Source organism: Paraburkholderia dipogonis (assembly GCF_046027395.1).
GTDB lineage: Bacteria > Pseudomonadota > Gammaproteobacteria > Burkholderiales > Burkholderiaceae > Paraburkholderia > Paraburkholderia dipogonis_A.
In genome coordinates, this window is the sequence record NZ_JAQQEG010000026.1 from 107,559 (window position 1) to 124,916 (window position 17,358).

Genomic DNA, 17,358 nt, shown 5'->3' on the forward strand with positions numbered 1-17,358 from the left:
TACCAGCCGCCTCTTTTTACACCACCGTACCGGGTCCGCGAGTCATTGCTCGCGGACCTTTTTTATTGCCATGAACGATACGACTTCAAGACTCATGCAGCCCACGCTGACTGGCAAGACCGTGGAACTGCGGCCGCTTCAGCGGGAACACACGCAAGGTTTGCTCGATGCCGCAGCGGACGGGCAACTGTGGAATATGAAGCTGACCGTGGTGCCCGGACCCGGCACCATCGACAGCTATATCGCAACGGCGCTCGAGGGCCGCGCGGCCGGCACCGTGATGCCGTTCGTGATCGTGCGGCGCGACACCGGCGCGATCGTGCGGCGCGACACCGGCGCGATCGTGGGTAGCACGCGCTTCTGGAAGATCGACCGGGTGAATCGCAAGCTCGAAATCGGCCACACGTGGTTGAGCGAATCGGTGCAGCGCTCGGCGGTGAATACGGAGGCGAAGTACCTGCTGCTCGCCCACGCGTTCGAAGCCATGCACTGCGTGCGCGTGCAATTCACCACGGACGAACTCAACGAGAAATCGCGCGCGGCGATTCTGCGCATCGGCGCAAAACAGGAAGGCGTGGTTCGCCACGAACGCATCATGCCGGATGGGCGTAAGCGCAACTCGGTGCGCTTTAGCATCATTGATGAGGAATGGAGTGACGTGAAGGCGATGCTGGAGGCGAAGCTGGGGCGGTGAAAGCAAATGCTCGGCCCGCTCGCGCTCCCGACTGAAAAGCGCAAGCGAGCCGCCCTCACCCTGCTCTACACATGCACATCCCGCTCATTGAGCGGCGGCGTATTCGCCGCCTTGAACTCCTCGCGTAACGCATCGCGCGCATGATGGCGGCGCACCCACATCGCCGTGAGGATCGGCACCAGAATGGCCGTCACGAGGCAGGCCGTCGCAACCATTGCGGTCGCGGCCGGCACCAGCGGCCTGAAGCTCGGAATCATCTCGCCGATGATCGCCGGATTCGCCACCGCGGCCCCCGCCGTCGACGAAGCCGCCAGCCCCGCCGCCCCATTGCCGCCCGCGATCCAGCGGTCCGCGAGAATCAGCGGAATGCCCGTCACGACGATCACGACGAGACCCAGCACGATCCCCGGCAAACCGCTTTTCACGATCACGCTGAGGTCGATGCCGTTACCGAGCGCAAAGCCGAAGAACGGGATCAGCGGATGCACGCAACGCCCGAAGAATTCGCGCAACTCACCATCCAGATTGCCCAGCGCGAAGCCGATCAGAAACGGCAGCACCGCGCCGACGAACAGACGCGGCTCGAAGAACGCCACGCCGGTTGCGCCGAGAATGATCATGCTGACGAGCGGGCCCGATTCGATCGACATCAGCACGAACGCGCCCGCCTCTTCCTTGGTGCCGTATTGCTGCATCACGGCCGCGTAGAGACCGCCGTTGGTCATGTCCATCGACGTCGTGATCGCCAGCACCGAGAGGCCGGCGAAGAGCCCCGCCTTGACGCCGTCGATCGGAATGAAGTGCGAGGCGATAACGGTCGCGATCCACGCCACGAGCATTTTCGTCACCAGCAGCGTGCCCGACTTGCGCAGCACCGTGCCGGTCGCCCGCAGATCGATGGTCGCGCCCATGCAGAAGAACCACACCGCCAGAATCGGCACGGTGCCGGAGATCAACCCATTGGTGAACGAGCCGAAGTACTTGCCCGCGCCCGGCGCAAACGTGTGGACGCAGGCGCCGAGCAGCAACGGCACCAACATCAGGCCGCCAGGAATGCGGTCGATGGCCTTCTTGAGCTTCATGCCTCCTCCATGGACTTCGCGTCCAGTTATTGGGTAATTCACCCTGGGTAATGTCCCCGTTCTGACGCCGGGCTGCTCCCTTTCGGCGCAATATAGCACCGCGAAAGGAACGCTGTTCCGTTTCTGTTAGAAATCTCGCTCATCGTTTACCCGTGTGATCTTCAAAAGCCTTGCCAGTCATGATGCGGCGTCGCAATATTTTCGGACCACTGTTCCGAAACGATATTTCTGCGCTACAGTCGAGCCCACAACCCCAGCGGAGAAAGAACAATGGAAGTGAGACAGGCCATCAACAGCGAATACGCGAAGACGCTGGATACCGACGGGCTGCGCAAGGCGTTTCTGGTCGATCAGGTGTTCGAGCGCGATGCGCTGAAGCTGACCTATAGCCATATCGACCGGATCATCGTCGGCGGCGTGATGCCGGTGGCACGCGCGGTCGAGGTGCCCAGTTCGCTCGGCAAGACGATCGGCGTGAGCTATCTGCTGGAGCGGCGCGAACTCGGCGCGATCAACATCGGCGGCGACGGCTGGGTCGACGTGGACGGTACGCGCTACACAGTGCGCAACGAAGAGGCGATCTACATCGGCCAAGGTGCGCAGGCCATCGCCTTCGGCAGCGACGACGCCGCACGTCCGGCGAAGTTCTATCTGAACTGCGCGCCTGCTCACACGTCGTATCCGACCCGCACTATCTCGCTCGCGCAGGCCTCGCCGCAAACTCTTGGCGACCCCGCCACGAGCAACCGCCGCACGATCTACAAGTTCATCGTTCCCGAGGTGCTGCCCACCTGCCAGCTTTCCATGGGCATGACCAAACTCGAACCCGGCAGCCTGTGGAACACCATGCCGTGCCATACGCACGAGCGCCGTATGGAGGTGTATTTCTACTTCAACGTCGCCGACGACGCCGCCGTCTTTCACATGATGGGCGAGCCGAACGAGACGCGGCACATTCTCGTGCACAACGAGCAGGCGGTGATCTCGCCGAGCTGGTCGATTCACTCGGGCGTCGGCACGCAGGCGTACACGTTCATCTGGGGCATGGTCGGTGAAAACCAGGTGTTCAGCGACATGGATCACGTCGCGGTTCGGGACTTGCGTTGATGGGCCGCTTTTTTACGCCGCTTTTTGACCTCAGCCATTACGACCGCACGACATGGGCTCGAACACCGTGAACCCCTTTGATCTCACCGGCCGCGTCGCCATCGTCACCGGCAGCAACGCGGGCCTCGGCGCTGGCATGGCGGTCGCGCTCGCCGCGGCCGGCTGCGACATCGTCGGCGTGAGCCGGGCCGACGCCGGCGACACCGCCGCGCGTGTCGAAGCCCGCGGACGCCGCTTCGCGGACGTGCGCGCCGATCTCGGCTCGATCGCGCCGGTGGAGGACATCGTGCGCGCCGCTGTCGAAGCGTTCGGCCGCATCGACGTGCTGGTGAACAACGCGGGCATCATCCGCCGCGAGGACGCGCTCGATTTCACCGAAGCCGACTGGGACGCCGTGGTGGACGTCAATCTGAAAAGCCTGTTCTTTCTCTCGCAGGCCGCCGCGCGGCAGTTCGTGAAGCAGCAAAGCGGCGGCAAGATCATCAACGTCGCGTCGATGCTGTCGTTTCAGGGCGGCATCCGCGTCGCGTCCTATACGGCGTCGAAAAGCGGCGTGCTCGGCCTCACGCGGCTGCTCGCGAACGAATGGGCGGCGCAAGGCATCAACGTCAATGCGATCGCGCCGGGCTACATGGCGACCGCGAACACAGCGGCGCTGCGCGACGACGCCCAGCGCAACGACGAGATTCTCGGCCGCATTCCGGCCGCCCGCTGGGGCACGCCGGACGATCTCGCGGGACCGGTGGTGTTCCTCGCGTCGTCGGCTTCGGACTACGTGCATGGGCATACACTGGCGGTGGATGGCGGCTGGCTCGCGCGCTGACTCGGCAGCGGGCGCCGGACGGGGTATGCTCTCGGCGCCTCGCCGGCGCATGCGCCAGGAAACGCGAGAACTTCGCGAGAACTTCGCGGGAACGTCGCGGGAACGGATAGACAGGGAAGACGGAAATGGCATCAACAGGCAAACAGCGCAAGGACGACGGCAGCGCCCAGGCGCAAGACGCGGAGAATGCCGACTGCGGCGAGCGGGGCGAATCGGCCTCGTCGATCGGCCGCGTCTTCGCGATTCTCGGCGCGATCGGCGACAGCGGACAGATCGGCATCAGCGAACTGTCGCAACGGCTCGGCATGTCGAAGACCACCGTCCACCGCGTGATCCAGACGTTAAAGGCGCTCGGCTACGTGACGCAGGAAGTGGAAACCGAGCGCTACCGGCTGACCATCCGCCTGTTCGAGCTCGGCGCGAAGGCGCTGGAAAGTGTCGATCTGGTGCGCGAGGCCGACGTCGAGATGCGCCGCATCGGCGAAGCGACGCGCGAAGCGGTGCACCTCGGCGCGTTCGACGAAGACGCCATCATCTACATTCACAAGATCGACGCTGATTACGGGCTGCGCATGCAGTCGCGCATCGGCCGGCGCAATCCGCTGCACAGCACCGCGATCGGCAAAGTCTTGCTCGCCTCGATGGACCCGGCCGACGCGCGCGAAGTGCTCTCGCATGTCGAATTCCGCAAGTCGACGCAAAAGACGCTCTCGTCCGCCGAAGCCGTGCTGAGCATCTTGCCGCGCGTGCGCGAGCAAGGCTACGGCGAGGACAACGAGGAACAGGAAGAAGGTCTGCAATGCCTCGCGGTGCCGGTGTTCGACCGCTTCGGCCGCGTGATCGCCGGCCTGTCGATTTCGTTTCCGACCATGCGATGCGGCGCCGACACGAAGTCGCACTATGTCGCGCTGCTCAGGAAGTCGGGCCTCGCGATCTCGACGCGGCTCGGTTATCGCGAAGCGACGGCGCCGGAACAGATCGCCGCCGAGCCGGGCTGAATTTCAAGCCGTCAGGCCGCCTTCGCCGCCGGATTCGGCTGTACGCTGCGCGTGAAGCTGCGGCGGCCGTCGACGCTTACCGGCACGTCGCCCTTCAGCGTCACGCGGCGCACTACGCGGTGCGCGTCGCCATAGTCGTTGACCGCGTAGTGCTGGGTCGCGCGGTTGTCCCAGATCGCGACGTCGCCGGCCTGCCAGCGCCAGCGCACGATGTTCTCGAGGCGCGTCACATAGCCTTGCAGCAGTTCCAGCAGATGCGCCGACGCGCTCGGCGCGAGACCCACGAAACTCTTCACGAAGTGCCCGAGAATCAGCGTCTTTTCGCCCGATTCCGGATGCACGCGCACGACCGGATGCTCGGTCTCGTAACGTGTCGACACGAACGCCTCGCGGTGACGCCTGATCGCTTCGGCGTCGCGGCCACGCTCGCCGACGCTGGTGTGATTCGCGTAGTCGTAGTCGTTGCTGTGCACGGCCCAGAGTTGATCGGCGAGCGCTTTGAGCGGCGGCGGCAGATCGTCGTAAGCGGTGGCCGTGTTGGCCCACACCGTGTCGCCGCCCACTTCCGGAATCGTCACGCCACGCAGGATCGACGCCTGCGGATAAGCGTCGACGAAAGTCACGTCCGTGTGCCATGAATTCGCGCGGCCGCCGCGATGCGAGTCGAGTTCGAGCAGATAGTCCGTGCCGTCCACCACGGGCACCGTCGGATGCGAAACCGGCTCGCCGAGCAGCCTGGCGAAAGCTTCCTGATCGGCATCCTGCAGGTGCGTCTGGCCGCGGAAAAAGATCACCTTGTGACGTACCAGCGCCGCGCGAATCGCTTCGACGGTGGCCGCTTCGAGTTGGCTCGACAGCCGTACGCCGCGAATTTCCGCGCCGATGCGGCCGGTGACGGGATGAATGTCCAGTGCGTTGGACGTCGCGAGGCTGAGGTTCGACATGCTATGCAGCTCCTGGTGTGAGGACGATTGAGGACGAGAAGGGTCAGCGCTGACCGGCAAGAATGCGATTGAACTGAAGTGGCTGACGGTCAGCCGATCTAGCGATCTAACCAGTCTCCGCGACGCGCGTAAAACACTTGTTTCTCATGTGCTTATCACAAGCGACGGTATGAAGATCGCGTGCGGACGCGATGACGCCGATATCGTCACGATGCTGTCGCGCATGTTCGCTATCGAGGCTCGCGTGTCGCGCGAACGCATGGGCGCGCACGGTCGGCCCGATAAATCGGTCGAGAACGCGGGCCGGCGCAGCTAGTCTGCAACCGAATGTATCCGTACGGCATAGCTGCATTGACACGCCCCGCTGCACGCTTAACGGCTGCCACTACCCGCGCAATTCAATGCGCCGCAACACGCAATATGCTCGACCATGCCGTCTTTTCCACAATGCGCTCAATGGCTTGCACGTCAGACTGCGCGCCGTGCCCCATGTCCTCATTGCGCCTTGACGCACGCTATTCACGCGACGCACGCGTTGTCCGCATGCATCGCTATCGACACGTCCTGTTACACACAAACACACCGGTAATGCCGCGGCTCAGTAGAGTTCGGGTCACAAGGAAACGGGAGCAATGTCATGAAAAGAATTTTCGCGCTGGTCATTCTGGCCGTCACGCTCGGCAGTGCATTGGGCGGTTGCATCGTGGTGCCGGAAGGCGGCTACCACAACCACTATCACGATCGCTATTGAGCGCGAGCCGCGCAAGACTTTCCACTCACCATCGTAGAAGCCGGAAATAGAACATGAACCAATCACAAAACCGCTGGCTGTCCATGGCGATCGTTGCGGGTCTCGGAATCGGCGCATCGTCGGTCGCGTTGGCCCACGTCGATGTGGGCGTGAACATCGGCATTCCGGGCGTCGCTTACGCGCCCGAACCCGTGTATGCCCCGCCGCCGCCGGTCTATGCGCCGGCTCCGCCGGTGGTCGTCGTGAGTCCGGGCTGGTACGGCGAGCGCTATTACGACGGCCACCGCTACTGGGAACGGCGCGAATGGGAAGAGCGTCATCACGGCGGACGCGAGTGGCATGAAGCGCGTGGTCCGCACGGCGACTGGCGCGGTCACGATAACGGCTGGCATGGTCATGGTGACGACCACGGCCACGGCGATCATTGATGCCTGGGCCACGGCCGCGTCGACGACGCGGCCGTGCCGCGCACGCATTCGCGCCACACCTTTTGTAGGAGCGACGATTTGCTACGCAGCGATCCAAGACGAGTCACCGTGCAAATCAACGACACGCTGATCTGCGCCGAATACAGCGAACAAACCGGTCAATTGTGTTTGCGTCAGGACGGCGCACTGTTGCGCGAATGGTTTCCACCTCACTCGTGGATCGCGATTGCGTCAGTGGCGGGCGCGCGGCATTGGGGCACGCGGCCTAGCGATGATGATTTGCTGGCGCTGCTGCACAACGAGATGACACTGTTGCGCACGCCGTAGAAGAAGAGAATTGATTTAGCGCGCGGTGAGGGGCACGCCGCGCGCTTTCGTGAAATGCTTAACGCGCGATACTTAACGCGCGTTGTGAATCGGCGGCGAGTACGAGCTGACCGTCGTATCGCTGCCTTGACCTGCCTGCCACGAGCCGACGCTGGCTGAACCGTATCCACTGTTATTGGCCTGAGCCGGATCTTGACGACCCGCGGCTTGCGTTTGCGCGCCTTGCGATACAGGGTCGTTGGACGACTGGGCGAACGAGGCTACCGGCGCGGCAAGAACAACGGCGATAGCAACGGCTTGAATGAGCGACTTCATGAAACCACCTCCAGAGATTGTCTTTCTACGCGCTGCGCCAAGGGCTGTCGTTGCAGCGGTAGATGGAGTGTAGGTGGCCAGCGCGGCGAGATAAATCCGCCAATCCTGAATTCACTGTTGCTGCTGCCACTACAATGAAGAACGGCTGTTCAGCGAGGGTTTTTTAAATCCATTTGCTCGGAATGCGCCGGTTCTCTTGCAGTAGCGGAGAGACTGTTCTGCAATGCGCGCATAGTTGCGTTTTGCGGCGCAACGTCGGGAGCGCCGACGCACGGATCCTGTTGCCAGGTCACGATCCGTGCACACTATTGCGTCAGAGTGGGTATTTCACGGCGTTTGCAGCGTGCCGTCTTTCAGGCGGGTTTGCGTCCACATCGTCACGCTATTTTCGCAGGGATATTTCGCGGCCTCGGCTTCGTCGATATCGACACCGAGGCCCGGCTTGTCGTTGGCGTACACGTGACCCTGCCTGAACTCGGGCAGGCCGGGAAAAACATCGAGCAACGCTGCTCTCGGCCCCTTCAGGTCCTGGATCACGAAGTTCGGCGGCTCGGTTCCCGACCATTCCTGCACGCCGAAATTGCGCGCGGCCAGATCGATATGAATATTCGCCGCATGCGCCAACGGCGACATGTCGCCGGGGCCGTGCCATGCGGTTCGAACGCCGAATTGCTCGGCGAAGATCTGCAGCTTGCGTCCCGCGGTAATCCCGCCGATCTGGCTGAGATGCACGCGAATGAAGTCGATTAGCCGCTCGGTAATCAGGAAGCGCCATTCGTACGGGTTGTTGAACAGCTCGCCCTGCGCCAGCGGCGTGGTCGTTTTGGCGCGCAGCTGACGCATCCATTCCCCCTCCTCCAGCGCGATCGCGTCTTCGAGAAAGAACAACTCGTAGCGCTCGAGTTCGCACGCGAAACGGATCGCTTCGACCGGCTTCAAACGTTCATGCACGTCGTGACACAGCGCGACGTCGAAACCGATCTTGCTGCGAATGCCGTCGAACAGTTTGAGCGTGTCGCGCATGTACTTCCGGCTGTCGAGATAGACGCCGTCCGCCGCGCCTTGCGGCGCGCTCGCCGGCGCCTTGCCGAAACCACCGCCGCCATAGCCGCCGCTCTGGCAGCGAATGTGCGTGATGCCCTGCTCGCGATACTTCTGGATGTTCTCGCACAACTCGTTCAGGTCGCGCCCATCCGCGTGGCGATAGATCGGCACGCCTTCGCGGCACTTGCCGCCGAACAGCTGGTAGAGCGGCATGTTCGCCAGTTTGCCCTTGATGTCCCACAGCGCCATGTCGACACCGGAGATCGCATTGTTCTCGATCGGTCCGTTGCGCCAGTACGCGTTCTGATGCATCAGTTGCCAGAGTTCCTCGATCGCGTCCGCATCGCGCCCGATCAGCAGCGGCCGCAGATATTCCTCGATCAGACACTGCACCGCGACATGCCGGTAAGCGAACGTCGCGCATCCCAGGCCATACAGACCGGGCTGGTTCGTCTCCACCTTCACGACGATCAGGTTGATGCCTTCCGGCGCGGTCAGGATGACTTTTACATCGGTAATCAGGGTTGCCATGTTCTATCTGCCAGTTTTCAGCCAATCAGTTCGATCGACTAGTGTTGCGTGCGATGCAGCGACAGCGCTGCTCCGCGCTTCGCATGTTCGTCGGAATTCGCCGGCACGGTCATCATCAGGATCACGGACGACAGCAAGCCGCCCGCCATGAAAATATAAGAAGCCGCCGGGCTGCCGGTCGCGCCGTTCAGATAGCCCACCACCCATGAACCGGCGAACGCCCCGAGCGCGCCGCACGCGTTGATCAAACCGATCGCGCCGCCCAGCACGTTGCCAGGAATCAACTCCGGCACCAGCGCGAAGAACGGCCCGTACGGTGCGTACATCGTTGCGCCCGCCACGACCAGCAGCGCGAACGAGATCCAGAAATGCGAGCCGCCGATCAGGTAAGACGCCACGAACGCGATCGTGCCCACCAGCAGCAGCGGCCAGACGAACAGCTTGCGGTTGCGCGTCTTGTCCGAGAGCCACGACGCGAGCAGCATCAGGATGATCGCCGCGAGATACGGAACGGCGGCGAGCCAGCCGACCGAGACGATGTCGATCGTGGAGGCCGCCTTGAGGATCGACGGCAGCCACATGATGAAGCCGTACACGCCGATACTCCACAACGCGTGAATCGCGCAGAATTTCAATACGATCGACGAGCGGAACGCTGCTTTGTAGTCGCGTACCGGTGCGATATGAGCCTGCTCGGCTTTCAGGCGCGCGTCGAGTTCGGTCTTTTCGGCGGCGCTCATCCACGGCGCGTCGGCCGGGCGATCCTTCACCGTGAACCACCACACGACCGCCCAGATGAGCGCCGGCGCACCTTCGAAGACAAACATTTCACGCCATCCGAAGCTGCGCACCAGATAGCCCGACACCACCGACATCCACAATACAGTCACCGGATTGCCGAGAATCAGGAAGGTGTTGGCGCGCGAGCGTTCGCTACGGGTGAACCAGCGGCTGATGTACATCAGCATCGACGGCATCACGGCCGCCTCCACGACGCCGAGCACGAAACGCAGCACCATCAGCATCGGAATGTTGCTGACCATGCCGGTGGCCGCCGCGCACAGCCCCCAGAGAATCAGGCTAAAAAAGATCAGCTTCTTCACGCTATTGCGCTGCGCGTAAATCGCGCCGGGCACCTGAAACAGGCAGTAACCGAGAAAGAACAGCGAACCGATCAGCGACGACGTACCGTGCGTGATGCCGAGATCGCGATCGATGCCGGCCGCGGCGGCGAAGCCGTAGTTCGCGCGATCGAGATACGCGAGGCTGTAGGTAATGAAGATGATGGGCATCAGATACCACCATCTTTGGGGTGCGACGGGTTTGACGCTTTCCATGATGTCTCCGGATCGGTACGGCATACTCACTATCTGGCGCGCGCGGTGTTTCTTGTTGTGCTCTACCCGCGCGAATCGGTCTTCACAGTACGGCCAGCCAGCCGCCGTCCACATAAATGATCTGGCCGTTCACGTAGCTCGAAGCCGACGACGCCAGATACACCGCCGTGCCGACGAGTTCTTCCGGCTTGCCCCAGCGTTGCGAAGGATTGCTGTTCTTGACCCACGCATCGAACGCGGCGTTTTCGATCAGCGGCTTGTTCATGTCGGTCAGGATGTAGCCCGGACCAATGGCATTGGCCTGAATGTTCGCGGCCGCCCACTCGGCGCTCATGGCGCGGGTCAGCATCTTGATGCCGCCCTTCGCCGCCGTATAGGCGCCGACCGTCGCGCGCCCGGCCTCGCTCGTCAGCGAACCGATGTTGATGATCTTGCCGCCCGTGCCGCGTGCGATCATGCGGCGCGCGGCCTGCTTCGCGACGATGAATGCGCTAGTGAGGTTGGTGTCGATCACACGCTGCCAGTCGCTCAGTTCGAGGTCGACGAGCGGTTTGCGAAACTGGATGCCGGCGTTGTTGATCACGATGTCGATCTGTACACCGTCCTTGTCCCATTGCGCGAAGGCTTCGGCGACGGCGGCTTCGTCGGTCACGTCGAACGCGCGGCCTTGTGCGTTCAAGCCCTTGGCACAGAGCCGCTCAACGGCTTCGGCCACCGTATCGGCGCGCGTGCCGTTCAGGATCACGCCGGCGCCGGCGTCAGCGAGGCCTTCCGCGAATGCGAAGCCGATGCCTCGCGCCGATCCGGTGATGAGCGCCGTGCGGCCGCTCAGATCGAATAACTGTGTCATGCACGTGTCCTCTCGATGTTCGGTAACGAGGCGCGAATGCGCCCCTCGCGTGTCGTCATGACAGTCGCGATAAATGAGTTGGGGATGCAACGGCGCTGCTTCTGGACGGTCCGCCTAAGAGGCCGCCTCGCGTGGTCGTGTTGCGTGGTTCAGGTGACTCGTCAAACGGGTTTCTCGTTAGCGCTGCGATCGAGCGCGGCACGATCCTCGAAGTCCTGCTCGGCGCGCTGGATCAGCGTAAGCACGGCCTGTTCCGCCGCCACGGGATCGCCCTGTTCGATCGCGACGCACAGCGCCTCGTGCATGGGCAGCGAACGAGCCGGCCCACCCTCGATCTCCGAGCTGAGTTCGAAACTGGTGCGCAGGATCGCCGACAACGCGTTCTGCATCTGCTGAACGAACTGGTTGTGGCACGCCGTGAGAATGGCGCCGTGAAACGCAAGGTCGGCGGGAACATATTCGCCATGGCCGGCGACCGCGCGCTCCATCAGCTTGAACGCGCGCCGGACCGCGACGCGATCTTCCGCGGTCGCGCGTTTCGCGGCGAGCCGGGCCGCGTTCGGCTCGATGATCAGGCGCAACTCCATCAGATCTTCGATGAGGCCCGGCTCGACGGCGCTCGCGCGAGCCCGCCATGTGATCACGTCCGGGTCGAACAACTGCCATTGCGAACGCGGCAGCACGATGGTGCCGTAGCGGCGGCGCACCTGAAGCATGCCCTTGGCGGACAGCGACTTCATCGTCTCGCGGATGGTGATGCGGCTCACCTGCATCTGCTCGGCAAGCACGGGCTCGGCGGGAAGAATGTCGCCGGGCATGAACTTGCCTGAACAGATCTGCTCGCCCATCTGGTTCAGGACCTGCCTGTGCAAAGTTGCCACGATTTACTCTCTAGATCATACGTATGATGTAGAAAGATACGCGCAAGAACGTGGCTTGGCAATGCGGGTTGACCCGAAGCGTCAGCGGGAATGGGAGAGAGATGCCCGACCGGGCGGCCGGGCTCGAATTCTGGCGGTAATGATCAGATCATTGGACGGACGTGCCACCCCGCACGCTTTCAAAGGAAGAGATGCTCAACGCGATGGCCGCAAGCGCCCAGATCGTCCACGTCGACGAAGAAGCGCGCAGCACCGAAAATGCGCCGGCGAGAATCAGCCCGGTGGCGATTGGCGCGAGGCCCTGCTCCGCCGTCCGATGCCAGGGATGCTGCCATTCTGCGAGAGGCCGGGTATCGCAGCCTGGACACGGAAGGACGAGAAATATCGAATCGCCCCTACTTCGATCTGTCGACCTGGCATCTGATCAACTCGCTCTACACGCCTAAGCGGCAAGCCGAACTTCGGCTCATGCGTCACCTGTATCGAAACCCGGTTCATCATGACCGGCTGATGCGGGTGGTGGACCGGCGGCTCGGCCATGCGCTCGCCGCAAGCGCGGAACGGGCGAAGATTGTGATTGCGGCCAGGGGCGACACGCTCATCGAGATCGACCCGATCGAGCCGGGCCTGAGCGTGGCTTTCGATGAACAGCAACTTGTGGAAGCCACGCGCGAAGAAAGAGCGTGGATCGTTCACGCCGCGCAGGAGACTGCGCGGCTGGCGGGCATCGCTGTGGGCAAAGTCGACGCCGTGTATTTCACCGGCGGTTCGACCGGGCTCGGCTCCCTGACGCACGCCATTGCGGGTGCGTTTGCGCAAAGCCGAGCTCGTGTTCGGCGACCCGCTAGCGAGCGTGGCTACCGGCCTCGGCATCCACGCAAGACGGGTGTTCGGTTAGCTGGAGATCCGTGACGCTGGCGTTACCGCGCGGCGCCCGCTATCCAATCAATTCCCGATGCAACGCCATGAATTCATGGGCGAGCTTGTGACGAGGATCGAAGTGAATCATCGGCTTCGCGTATTGATGCGACTCGCGAATCTTCACGGACGTCGACAATCGCGACTCCAGCACAGGCAAGCCCTCGCTGATCAGTTCCTCGACCAGTTGCAGCGGCAGACTCGCGCGCGGCTGAAACTGGTTGATCACGATTCCCTCGACTTCCAGGCCGGGATTATGGTCCTGCTGAATCTCCTTCACGTTGTCGAGCAGCGTGTACAACGCGCGGCGGGAAAAGTCGTCACAGTCGAACGGTATCAAACAGCGGTCGACCGCGATCAGTGCGGAGCGGGTATAGAAATTCAGCGCCGGCGGCGTGTCGATGTAGATCGCATCGTACTCATCCAGCTCGTTCAACGCGTCACGCAGCTTGTAGATCTTGTAGCGCGATTCGAGCTTGCCGTGGAGCGTGTCGAGATCCGGATGGGAGGGCATCACATCGAGGTTCTCGAACGGCGTGCGGTGAATGAACGTCGAGGCCGGCGTCGGCCTGAAACTGAAGCTCAAGGCCGTTTCGAAGAAGTCCGCGACGTTGGGCTTGAGATCGCTAGCCTGCTTGCCAAGAAGATACTGGCTCGAGTTGCCTTGCGGGTCGAGATCGATGACCAGCGTACGCAGGTTCTCGCTGGCGTTGATGGCCGCCAGGTTGCATACGATGGTCGATTTGCCCACACCGCCCTTCTGGTTGAATATGACACGCCGCATGGACCTCTGCCCCTTTTTTGAAGAACGCACTAAAGGCACAGCTTACCCTGGCAAAATGACAGCGCGAGGCTGCCCCTATGAATAGTTCTCGAAGGCCTTCACCTGCGTCCAATCCGGCCAGGTCAATTCCCACACGCGATGAATTTTTCGGTCGACATAGGTCGCGATCAGCACGACTTCGAATTCCACGGGCGCTTCGTTCGGCCGCTGCGTTTTGATCCACACGCGCGCGGCGACTCTCTCCGGGCTTTCGACCCAGGTGTCGTCGTCATATCTGATTTCGTAGGTGACATCTGTCGCGTACACCTTGCGGTGCCCTTCGGCGAAGGCGTCGTAGTTCTGCTTCTGGCCGTTGGTTTCGAGAACGAAATCTGGATGGTAGTAGTGAGCGATCAACGAAGCGTCTTTCTTTACGACCATTTCGCTGAACATCTCTTGCAAAAGTTGTCGGGTCGATACGTTCTGGGTCATGGCGATAGTCCGGAATTGAGTTGATGCACATCGAGATTAGCGCGTTCGTCGGCTGGCCGACCTCTCACCGAGCGGCCGCAGCCTCGACAGGTACGCATCCACCAGCGCGATGAGTTCCCGCCGCAAGACGGGCGACGCAAGCTGTCCCTGTCGTGCCGCTTCGTGGACGGCGCCCGCGAGCGCGCCTGCGAGTACCCGCGCGCCCACGCAGTCGCGTTCGGCAGCGCCCCGCACGTTCGCCCTGAACAGCGTTTCGTAAGCCTTTCTGCATTCCACATCGAAACGATCGTGAGCGCTGCGCGAATCCTCGCCGCGCGGGCTCTCTTCCAGCAGCACGCGGTGTGCCGCCGGGTGCCGGCTGTGCACCGCGATCATCCCGTCGACGAGCGCCGTGATACGTTTCACGCGCGGCGTCTCGAGGTTCGCCGCGGCATGGAGCACCGCGAGCACATCGTCGAAGTGCCGGCGACGGACGGCTTCGATCAGCGCCAGCTTGTTAGGGAAGTACTGATACAGCGATCCGATGCTCGCGCCCGCGGCTTCCGCTACGCCGTTGGTGGTGAGCCCTTCCCAGCCGCGCTCGCCGAGAATGTGAGCCGCCGCATCGAGAATGGCGTCGATGGTGGCCCGCGAACGCGCTTGCTGCGGGGCCTTGCGCATCGCGCCGCGTGGCGCGGCAATGCGAGTAGCCAAGTGCTGCTCCTGAATGGGAATATGAGCAATATGCTCGCATTCCCAGCGCAGGTCCAGAGGTTCGCCGGGGCGCGCAGACCTTCTGGAGAAAAACGATGGCCGTGACCGGACATGGCGAGTTTTATCGCCGGCGGGACTTGTTGATTTATCTGGGTGTCCGCTTCTATCTGAAGCGGCGACGCTCGCGCAATCCGTCGCGATCGGCTGGACCTTATACAGATTATCGAACACGCCGCTGATGCTCGGCATCGTCGGTATCGTGCAGTTCGTGCCGATGTTCCTGCTTACGCTTCCCGCCGGTGAATTGTGCGACCGGCTTTCGCCTCGGCCGCTGATCATCGCGGGCCTCGCACTTCAAAGTCTTTCCATCGGCCTCGGGATGCTGCGCAGTGCGCCCGCGGCAGGGGCTTGTCTGTGCGCGTTGGTTCAGGTTCGTCATGTCTTCGAGCGACGCATCGGCCTCAAACTGTTTGCCGCCGTCGGCGTGTTCGGGCTCGCGACCGTGGTCTTCGCGCTCTCCGGGTCGTTCGTCGTGTCGCTGGCGGCATTGGTGATCGTCGGCGCCAGCGATATGGTGAGCGTCAACATCCGTTCATCCCTGATCCAGCTCGCCACGCCCGACGCGATGCGTGGACGTGTCTCAGCGGTCAATATGCTGTTCATCGGTGCTTCGAGCGAGCTGGGCGCCTTCGAGTCCGGCCTCGCGGCGGCATGGGCCGGGACTGTTCCGGCGGTGCTTCTCGGCGGTATCGGCTCGCTGCTTGTCGCGGCGCTTTGGGCCGCCGCATTCCCCGCACTCAGGAAAGCCGACCGCATTCACTCGCTCACGCAACACGACATTCAGCCCGCGAAAGTGATGGGCACGCCGCCGTGCGGATGACTCACGCTCACGCTTGCGCGCCTGCGATGCCAACGTAGTTTTCCGCCATCACGGTGGCCGCCGCGCGCGACGTCGTCACGTATTCAAGTTCGGCCACCTGAAGCTGCTGCTCGAAAGGCGACGCACCCTCGATACGGTGCATCATGCTGGTCATCCAGTACGAGAAATGCTCAGCACGCCAGATGCGTTTGAGCGCGGTCGCGCTGTAACTGTCGAGCAGATCCGTGCGATTCTCGACGTAGAACGCGTTCAACGCCTGAGTCAGCACGCGCACGTCGGCCACCGCCAGATTCATGCCCTTCGCGCCGGTGGGCGGCACGATATGCGCCGCGTCGCCCGCGAGAAACAGCCGGCCGTGTTGCATCGTGTTCGACACGAAACTGCGCATGCCGACAATGTTCTTCTGAAAGATCTTGCCGTCGACGATTTTCTGACCGTCGTGCGAATCGACTCGTGCATGCAGTTCCGCCCAGATGCGGTCGTCGGACCAGTTCTCGACGGAATCCTTCGGATCGCACTGGAAGTACATGCGCTGCACATTCGGCGAGCGCGTGCTGATCAGCGCGAAGCCGCGCTCGTGACGCGCATAGATCAATTCATCCGACGACGGCGGCCCTTCGCACAGGATACCGAACCAACCGAACGGGTACACGCGTTCGAAATCCTTGCGCAACGCCTGCGGGATCGCCGCGCGCGACACGCCTTGCGAACCGTCGCAGCCGATCACGAAGTCGCACTGCAGTTCGTACGCTTCGCCTTCGTGGCGATAACGGATCGACGGCTTGTCGGTATCGATGCCGTGAATCGACGTCTCCGAGACGCCGAAGCGCAGCTTGCCGTCGTCGGCCACGCGTGCCGCAACGAGATCCTTGATGACTTCGTGCTGCGCGTAGACCGTGATCGAATGTCCCGTGAGTCCGGTCAGATCGATGCGCCGACGCTTGCCTTCGAAAGCCAGCTCGAAGCCGTGATGCAGCGCGCCTTCCGCTTTCATCCGTGCGCCGACGCCGGCTTCGGTCAACAGGTCCATCGTGCCTTGCTCGAGCACGCCGGCGCGGATGGTGGATTCGATCTGATCGCGACTGCGCGACTCGAGCACGACGGAGTCGATCCCGCGCAGATGAAGCAGATGGGAAAGAAGCAGGCCCGCAGGCCCGGCACCGATGATGCCAACTTGGGTGCGCATGAATTGTCTCCTGAATGCGGCGTTAGATTTGCACTCAGTTTGACGATCACGCACTGTATCGCGCAACGCGATATGGTAGATAGGCTGTATCCAGTTTTGAGATAGCAGGCTGGGTCGAGCATATGCAGCCGATAGGCGCAATCGAGCCCTAACGCCGTCCAGGCGGGGCTTTTGGCCCATTCGTTCGACGCCCCATCCTTCGCGCGGCGTTGCGCTAGATCAAGGTAAACCCCGAGTCACGCTACGACGCAAGAAACAGTCGATACACCGGATTCTGGGTCTCTTCCCAGTTCGGATAACCGAGTGTTGCGAGG

Annotated in this window: 19 protein-coding genes and 1 pseudogene; 9 read left to right on the plus strand and 11 right to left on the minus strand. The window is 62.5% G+C overall.

What is annotated here, in order from left to right; genetic code table 11:
* The first annotated feature begins 70 nt into the window (after positions 1–70).
* Entirely contained in the window at positions 71–694 is a 624-nt protein-coding gene (locus PQR32_RS25905) for a GNAT family N-acetyltransferase (protein WP_408233496.1), read from the plus strand.
* Positions 695–759: 65 nt separating this feature from the next.
* On the opposite strand, the gene kdgT is transcribed toward PQR32_RS25905, so the two are convergent.
* A complete protein-coding gene (gene kdgT, locus PQR32_RS25910) occupies positions 760–1,776 on the minus strand; it encodes a 2-keto-3-deoxygluconate transporter (protein WP_408233499.1) in 1,017 nt (338 codons plus the stop codon).
* 270 nt (positions 1,777–2,046) lie between these two features.
* Between kdgT and kduI the strand changes: the two genes are divergently transcribed.
* The 3 genes from kduI (at position 2,047) to kdgR (ending at position 4,704) form a co-directional block, all read left to right on the plus strand.
* The gene (gene kduI / locus PQR32_RS25915) at positions 2,047–2,883 is read left to right on the plus strand and encodes a 5-dehydro-4-deoxy-D-glucuronate isomerase (RefSeq protein ID WP_408233502.1); all 837 of its coding nucleotides are present in this window, start codon (positions 2,047–2,049) and stop codon (positions 2,881–2,883) included.
* Positions 2,884–2,935: 52 nt separating this feature from the next.
* Positions 2,936–3,706 (plus strand): 2-dehydro-3-deoxy-D-gluconate 5-dehydrogenase KduD, encoded by a 771-nt coding sequence (gene kduD, locus PQR32_RS25920; RefSeq protein WP_408233505.1) that lies wholly within the window; start codon positions 2,936–2,938, stop codon positions 3,704–3,706.
* Between the two features lie 125 nt (positions 3,707–3,831).
* Positions 3,832–4,704 carry a DNA-binding transcriptional regulator KdgR gene (kdgR, locus tag PQR32_RS25925; RefSeq protein ID WP_408233508.1) on the plus strand — a complete coding sequence of 291 codons (873 nt, stop codon included), beginning with the start codon at positions 3,832–3,834 and terminating at the stop codon, positions 4,702–4,704.
* A gap of 11 nt (positions 4,705–4,715) precedes the next feature.
* On the opposite strand, the gene PQR32_RS25930 is transcribed toward kdgR, so the two are convergent.
* Positions 4,716–5,648 (minus strand): TauD/TfdA dioxygenase family protein, encoded by a 933-nt coding sequence (locus tag PQR32_RS25930; protein WP_408233511.1) that lies wholly within the window; start codon positions 5,646–5,648, stop codon positions 4,716–4,718.
* A gap of 169 nt (positions 5,649–5,817) precedes the next feature.
* On the opposite strand from PQR32_RS25930, the gene PQR32_RS25935 reads away from it, so the two are divergent.
* The 3 genes from PQR32_RS25935 (at position 5,818) to PQR32_RS25945 (ending at position 7,154) form a co-directional block, all read left to right on the plus strand.
* Positions 5,818–5,964, plus strand: coding sequence for a hypothetical protein (locus PQR32_RS25935; protein ID WP_408233514.1), 147 nt, complete (start codon positions 5,818–5,820; stop codon positions 5,962–5,964).
* 488 nt (positions 5,965–6,452) lie between these two features.
* Positions 6,453–6,827: a hypothetical protein gene (locus PQR32_RS25940; protein ID WP_408233517.1), complete on the plus strand. Its 375-nt coding sequence runs from the start codon at positions 6,453–6,455 to the stop codon at positions 6,825–6,827.
* 78 nt (positions 6,828–6,905) lie between these two features.
* Positions 6,906–7,154: a hypothetical protein gene (locus tag PQR32_RS25945; RefSeq protein WP_408233520.1), complete on the plus strand. Its 249-nt coding sequence runs from the start codon at positions 6,906–6,908 to the stop codon at positions 7,152–7,154.
* Between the two features lie 72 nt (positions 7,155–7,226).
* Here the strand turns inward: PQR32_RS25945 and PQR32_RS25950 are convergent, their stop codons facing one another.
* The 5 genes from PQR32_RS25950 to PQR32_RS25970 all read right to left on the minus strand — a co-directional run bounded on the left by PQR32_RS25950 (position 7,227) and on the right by PQR32_RS25970 (position 12,112).
* On the minus strand, positions 7,227–7,469 hold the full coding sequence (locus PQR32_RS25950) for a hypothetical protein (RefSeq protein WP_408233523.1): 243 nt from the start codon (positions 7,467–7,469) through the stop codon (positions 7,227–7,229).
* A 327-nt stretch (positions 7,470–7,796) separates the two neighbouring features.
* Positions 7,797–9,044, minus strand: coding sequence for an enolase C-terminal domain-like protein (locus PQR32_RS25955; protein WP_408233526.1), 1,248 nt, complete (start codon positions 9,042–9,044; stop codon positions 7,797–7,799).
* Positions 9,045–9,082: 38 nt separating this feature from the next.
* Entirely contained in the window at positions 9,083–10,381 is a 1,299-nt protein-coding gene (locus PQR32_RS25960) for an MFS transporter (RefSeq protein WP_408233529.1), read from the minus strand.
* Positions 10,382–10,463: 82 nt separating this feature from the next.
* Complete coding sequence (locus tag PQR32_RS25965) at positions 10,464–11,231, minus strand: SDR family oxidoreductase (protein ID WP_408233532.1); 768 nt, start codon at positions 11,229–11,231, stop codon at positions 10,464–10,466.
* Between the two features lie 161 nt (positions 11,232–11,392).
* Positions 11,393–12,112, minus strand: coding sequence for a FadR/GntR family transcriptional regulator (locus PQR32_RS25970; RefSeq protein ID WP_408233535.1), 720 nt, complete (start codon positions 12,110–12,112; stop codon positions 11,393–11,395).
* Between the two features lie 327 nt (positions 12,113–12,439).
* Between PQR32_RS25970 and PQR32_RS25975 the strand changes: the two are divergent.
* A pseudogene (locus PQR32_RS25975) lies at positions 12,440–13,010 on the plus strand (Hsp70 family protein); the annotation flags it as partial.
* Between the two features lie 39 nt (positions 13,011–13,049).
* On the opposite strand, the gene PQR32_RS25980 reads toward PQR32_RS25975, so the two are convergent.
* The 3 genes from PQR32_RS25980 to PQR32_RS25990 form a co-directional block, all read right to left on the minus strand.
* Positions 13,050–13,814 (minus strand): ParA family protein, encoded by a 765-nt coding sequence (locus tag PQR32_RS25980; protein WP_310814974.1) that lies wholly within the window; start codon positions 13,812–13,814, stop codon positions 13,050–13,052.
* Positions 13,815–13,889: 75 nt separating this feature from the next.
* Positions 13,890–14,285 (minus strand): nuclear transport factor 2 family protein, encoded by a 396-nt coding sequence (locus PQR32_RS25985; protein WP_408233539.1) that lies wholly within the window; start codon positions 14,283–14,285, stop codon positions 13,890–13,892.
* A gap of 36 nt (positions 14,286–14,321) precedes the next feature.
* Complete coding sequence (locus PQR32_RS25990; RefSeq protein WP_408233542.1) at positions 14,322–15,227, minus strand: TetR/AcrR family transcriptional regulator; 906 nt, start codon at positions 15,225–15,227, stop codon at positions 14,322–14,324.
* Between PQR32_RS25990 and PQR32_RS25995 the strand changes: the two genes are divergently transcribed.
* Positions 15,178–15,858 carry an MFS transporter gene (locus PQR32_RS25995; RefSeq protein ID WP_408233557.1) on the plus strand — a complete coding sequence of 227 codons (681 nt, stop codon included), beginning with the start codon at positions 15,178–15,180 and terminating at the stop codon, positions 15,856–15,858. The two genes, PQR32_RS25990 and PQR32_RS25995, sit on opposite strands and share 50 nt — an antisense overlap.
* Before the next feature lie 7 nt (positions 15,859–15,865).
* Here PQR32_RS25995 and PQR32_RS26000 read toward each other — a convergent pair whose 3' ends face one another.
* Positions 15,866–17,044, minus strand: coding sequence for a 4-hydroxybenzoate 3-monooxygenase (locus PQR32_RS26000; protein ID WP_408233545.1), 1,179 nt, complete (start codon positions 17,042–17,044; stop codon positions 15,866–15,868).
* Positions 17,045–17,358: the final 314 nt, after the last annotated feature.

Coding starts and splice junctions, on each gene's coding strand:
- PQR32_RS26000 (WP_408233545.1), bottom strand. CDS start 17,044: ATGCGCACCCAAGTTGGCATCATCGGTGCCGGGCCTGCGGGCCTGCTT.
- PQR32_RS25965 (WP_408233532.1), bottom strand. CDS start 11,231: ATGACACAGTTATTCGATCTGAGCGGCCGCACGGCGCTCATCACCGGA.
- PQR32_RS25905 (WP_408233496.1), top strand. CDS start 71: ATGAACGATACGACTTCAAGACTCATGCAGCCCACGCTGACTGGCAAG.
- PQR32_RS25940 (WP_408233517.1), top strand. CDS start 6,453: ATGAACCAATCACAAAACCGCTGGCTGTCCATGGCGATCGTTGCGGGT.
- kduD (WP_408233505.1), top strand. CDS start 2,936: ATGGGCTCGAACACCGTGAACCCCTTTGATCTCACCGGCCGCGTCGCC.
- kduI (WP_408233502.1), top strand. CDS start 2,047: ATGGAAGTGAGACAGGCCATCAACAGCGAATACGCGAAGACGCTGGAT.
- PQR32_RS25960 (WP_408233529.1), bottom strand. CDS start 10,381: ATGGAAAGCGTCAAACCCGTCGCACCCCAAAGATGGTGGTATCTGATG.
- PQR32_RS25950 (WP_408233523.1), bottom strand. CDS start 7,469: ATGAAGTCGCTCATTCAAGCCGTTGCTATCGCCGTTGTTCTTGCCGCG.
- kdgR (WP_408233508.1), top strand. CDS start 3,832: ATGGCATCAACAGGCAAACAGCGCAAGGACGACGGCAGCGCCCAGGCG.
- PQR32_RS25935 (WP_408233514.1), top strand. CDS start 5,818: ATGAAGATCGCGTGCGGACGCGATGACGCCGATATCGTCACGATGCTG.
- PQR32_RS25930 (WP_408233511.1), bottom strand. CDS start 5,648: ATGTCGAACCTCAGCCTCGCGACGTCCAACGCACTGGACATTCATCCC.
- PQR32_RS25985 (WP_408233539.1), bottom strand. CDS start 14,285: ATGACCCAGAACGTATCGACCCGACAACTTTTGCAAGAGATGTTCAGC.
- PQR32_RS25955 (WP_408233526.1), bottom strand. CDS start 9,044: ATGGCAACCCTGATTACCGATGTAAAAGTCATCCTGACCGCGCCGGAA.
- kdgT (WP_408233499.1), bottom strand. CDS start 1,776: ATGAAGCTCAAGAAGGCCATCGACCGCATTCCTGGCGGCCTGATGTTG.
- PQR32_RS25990 (WP_408233542.1), bottom strand. CDS start 15,227: ATGCCGAGCATCAGCGGCGTGTTCGATAATCTGTATAAGGTCCAGCCG.
- PQR32_RS25980 (WP_310814974.1), bottom strand. CDS start 13,814: ATGCGGCGTGTCATATTCAACCAGAAGGGCGGTGTGGGCAAATCGACC.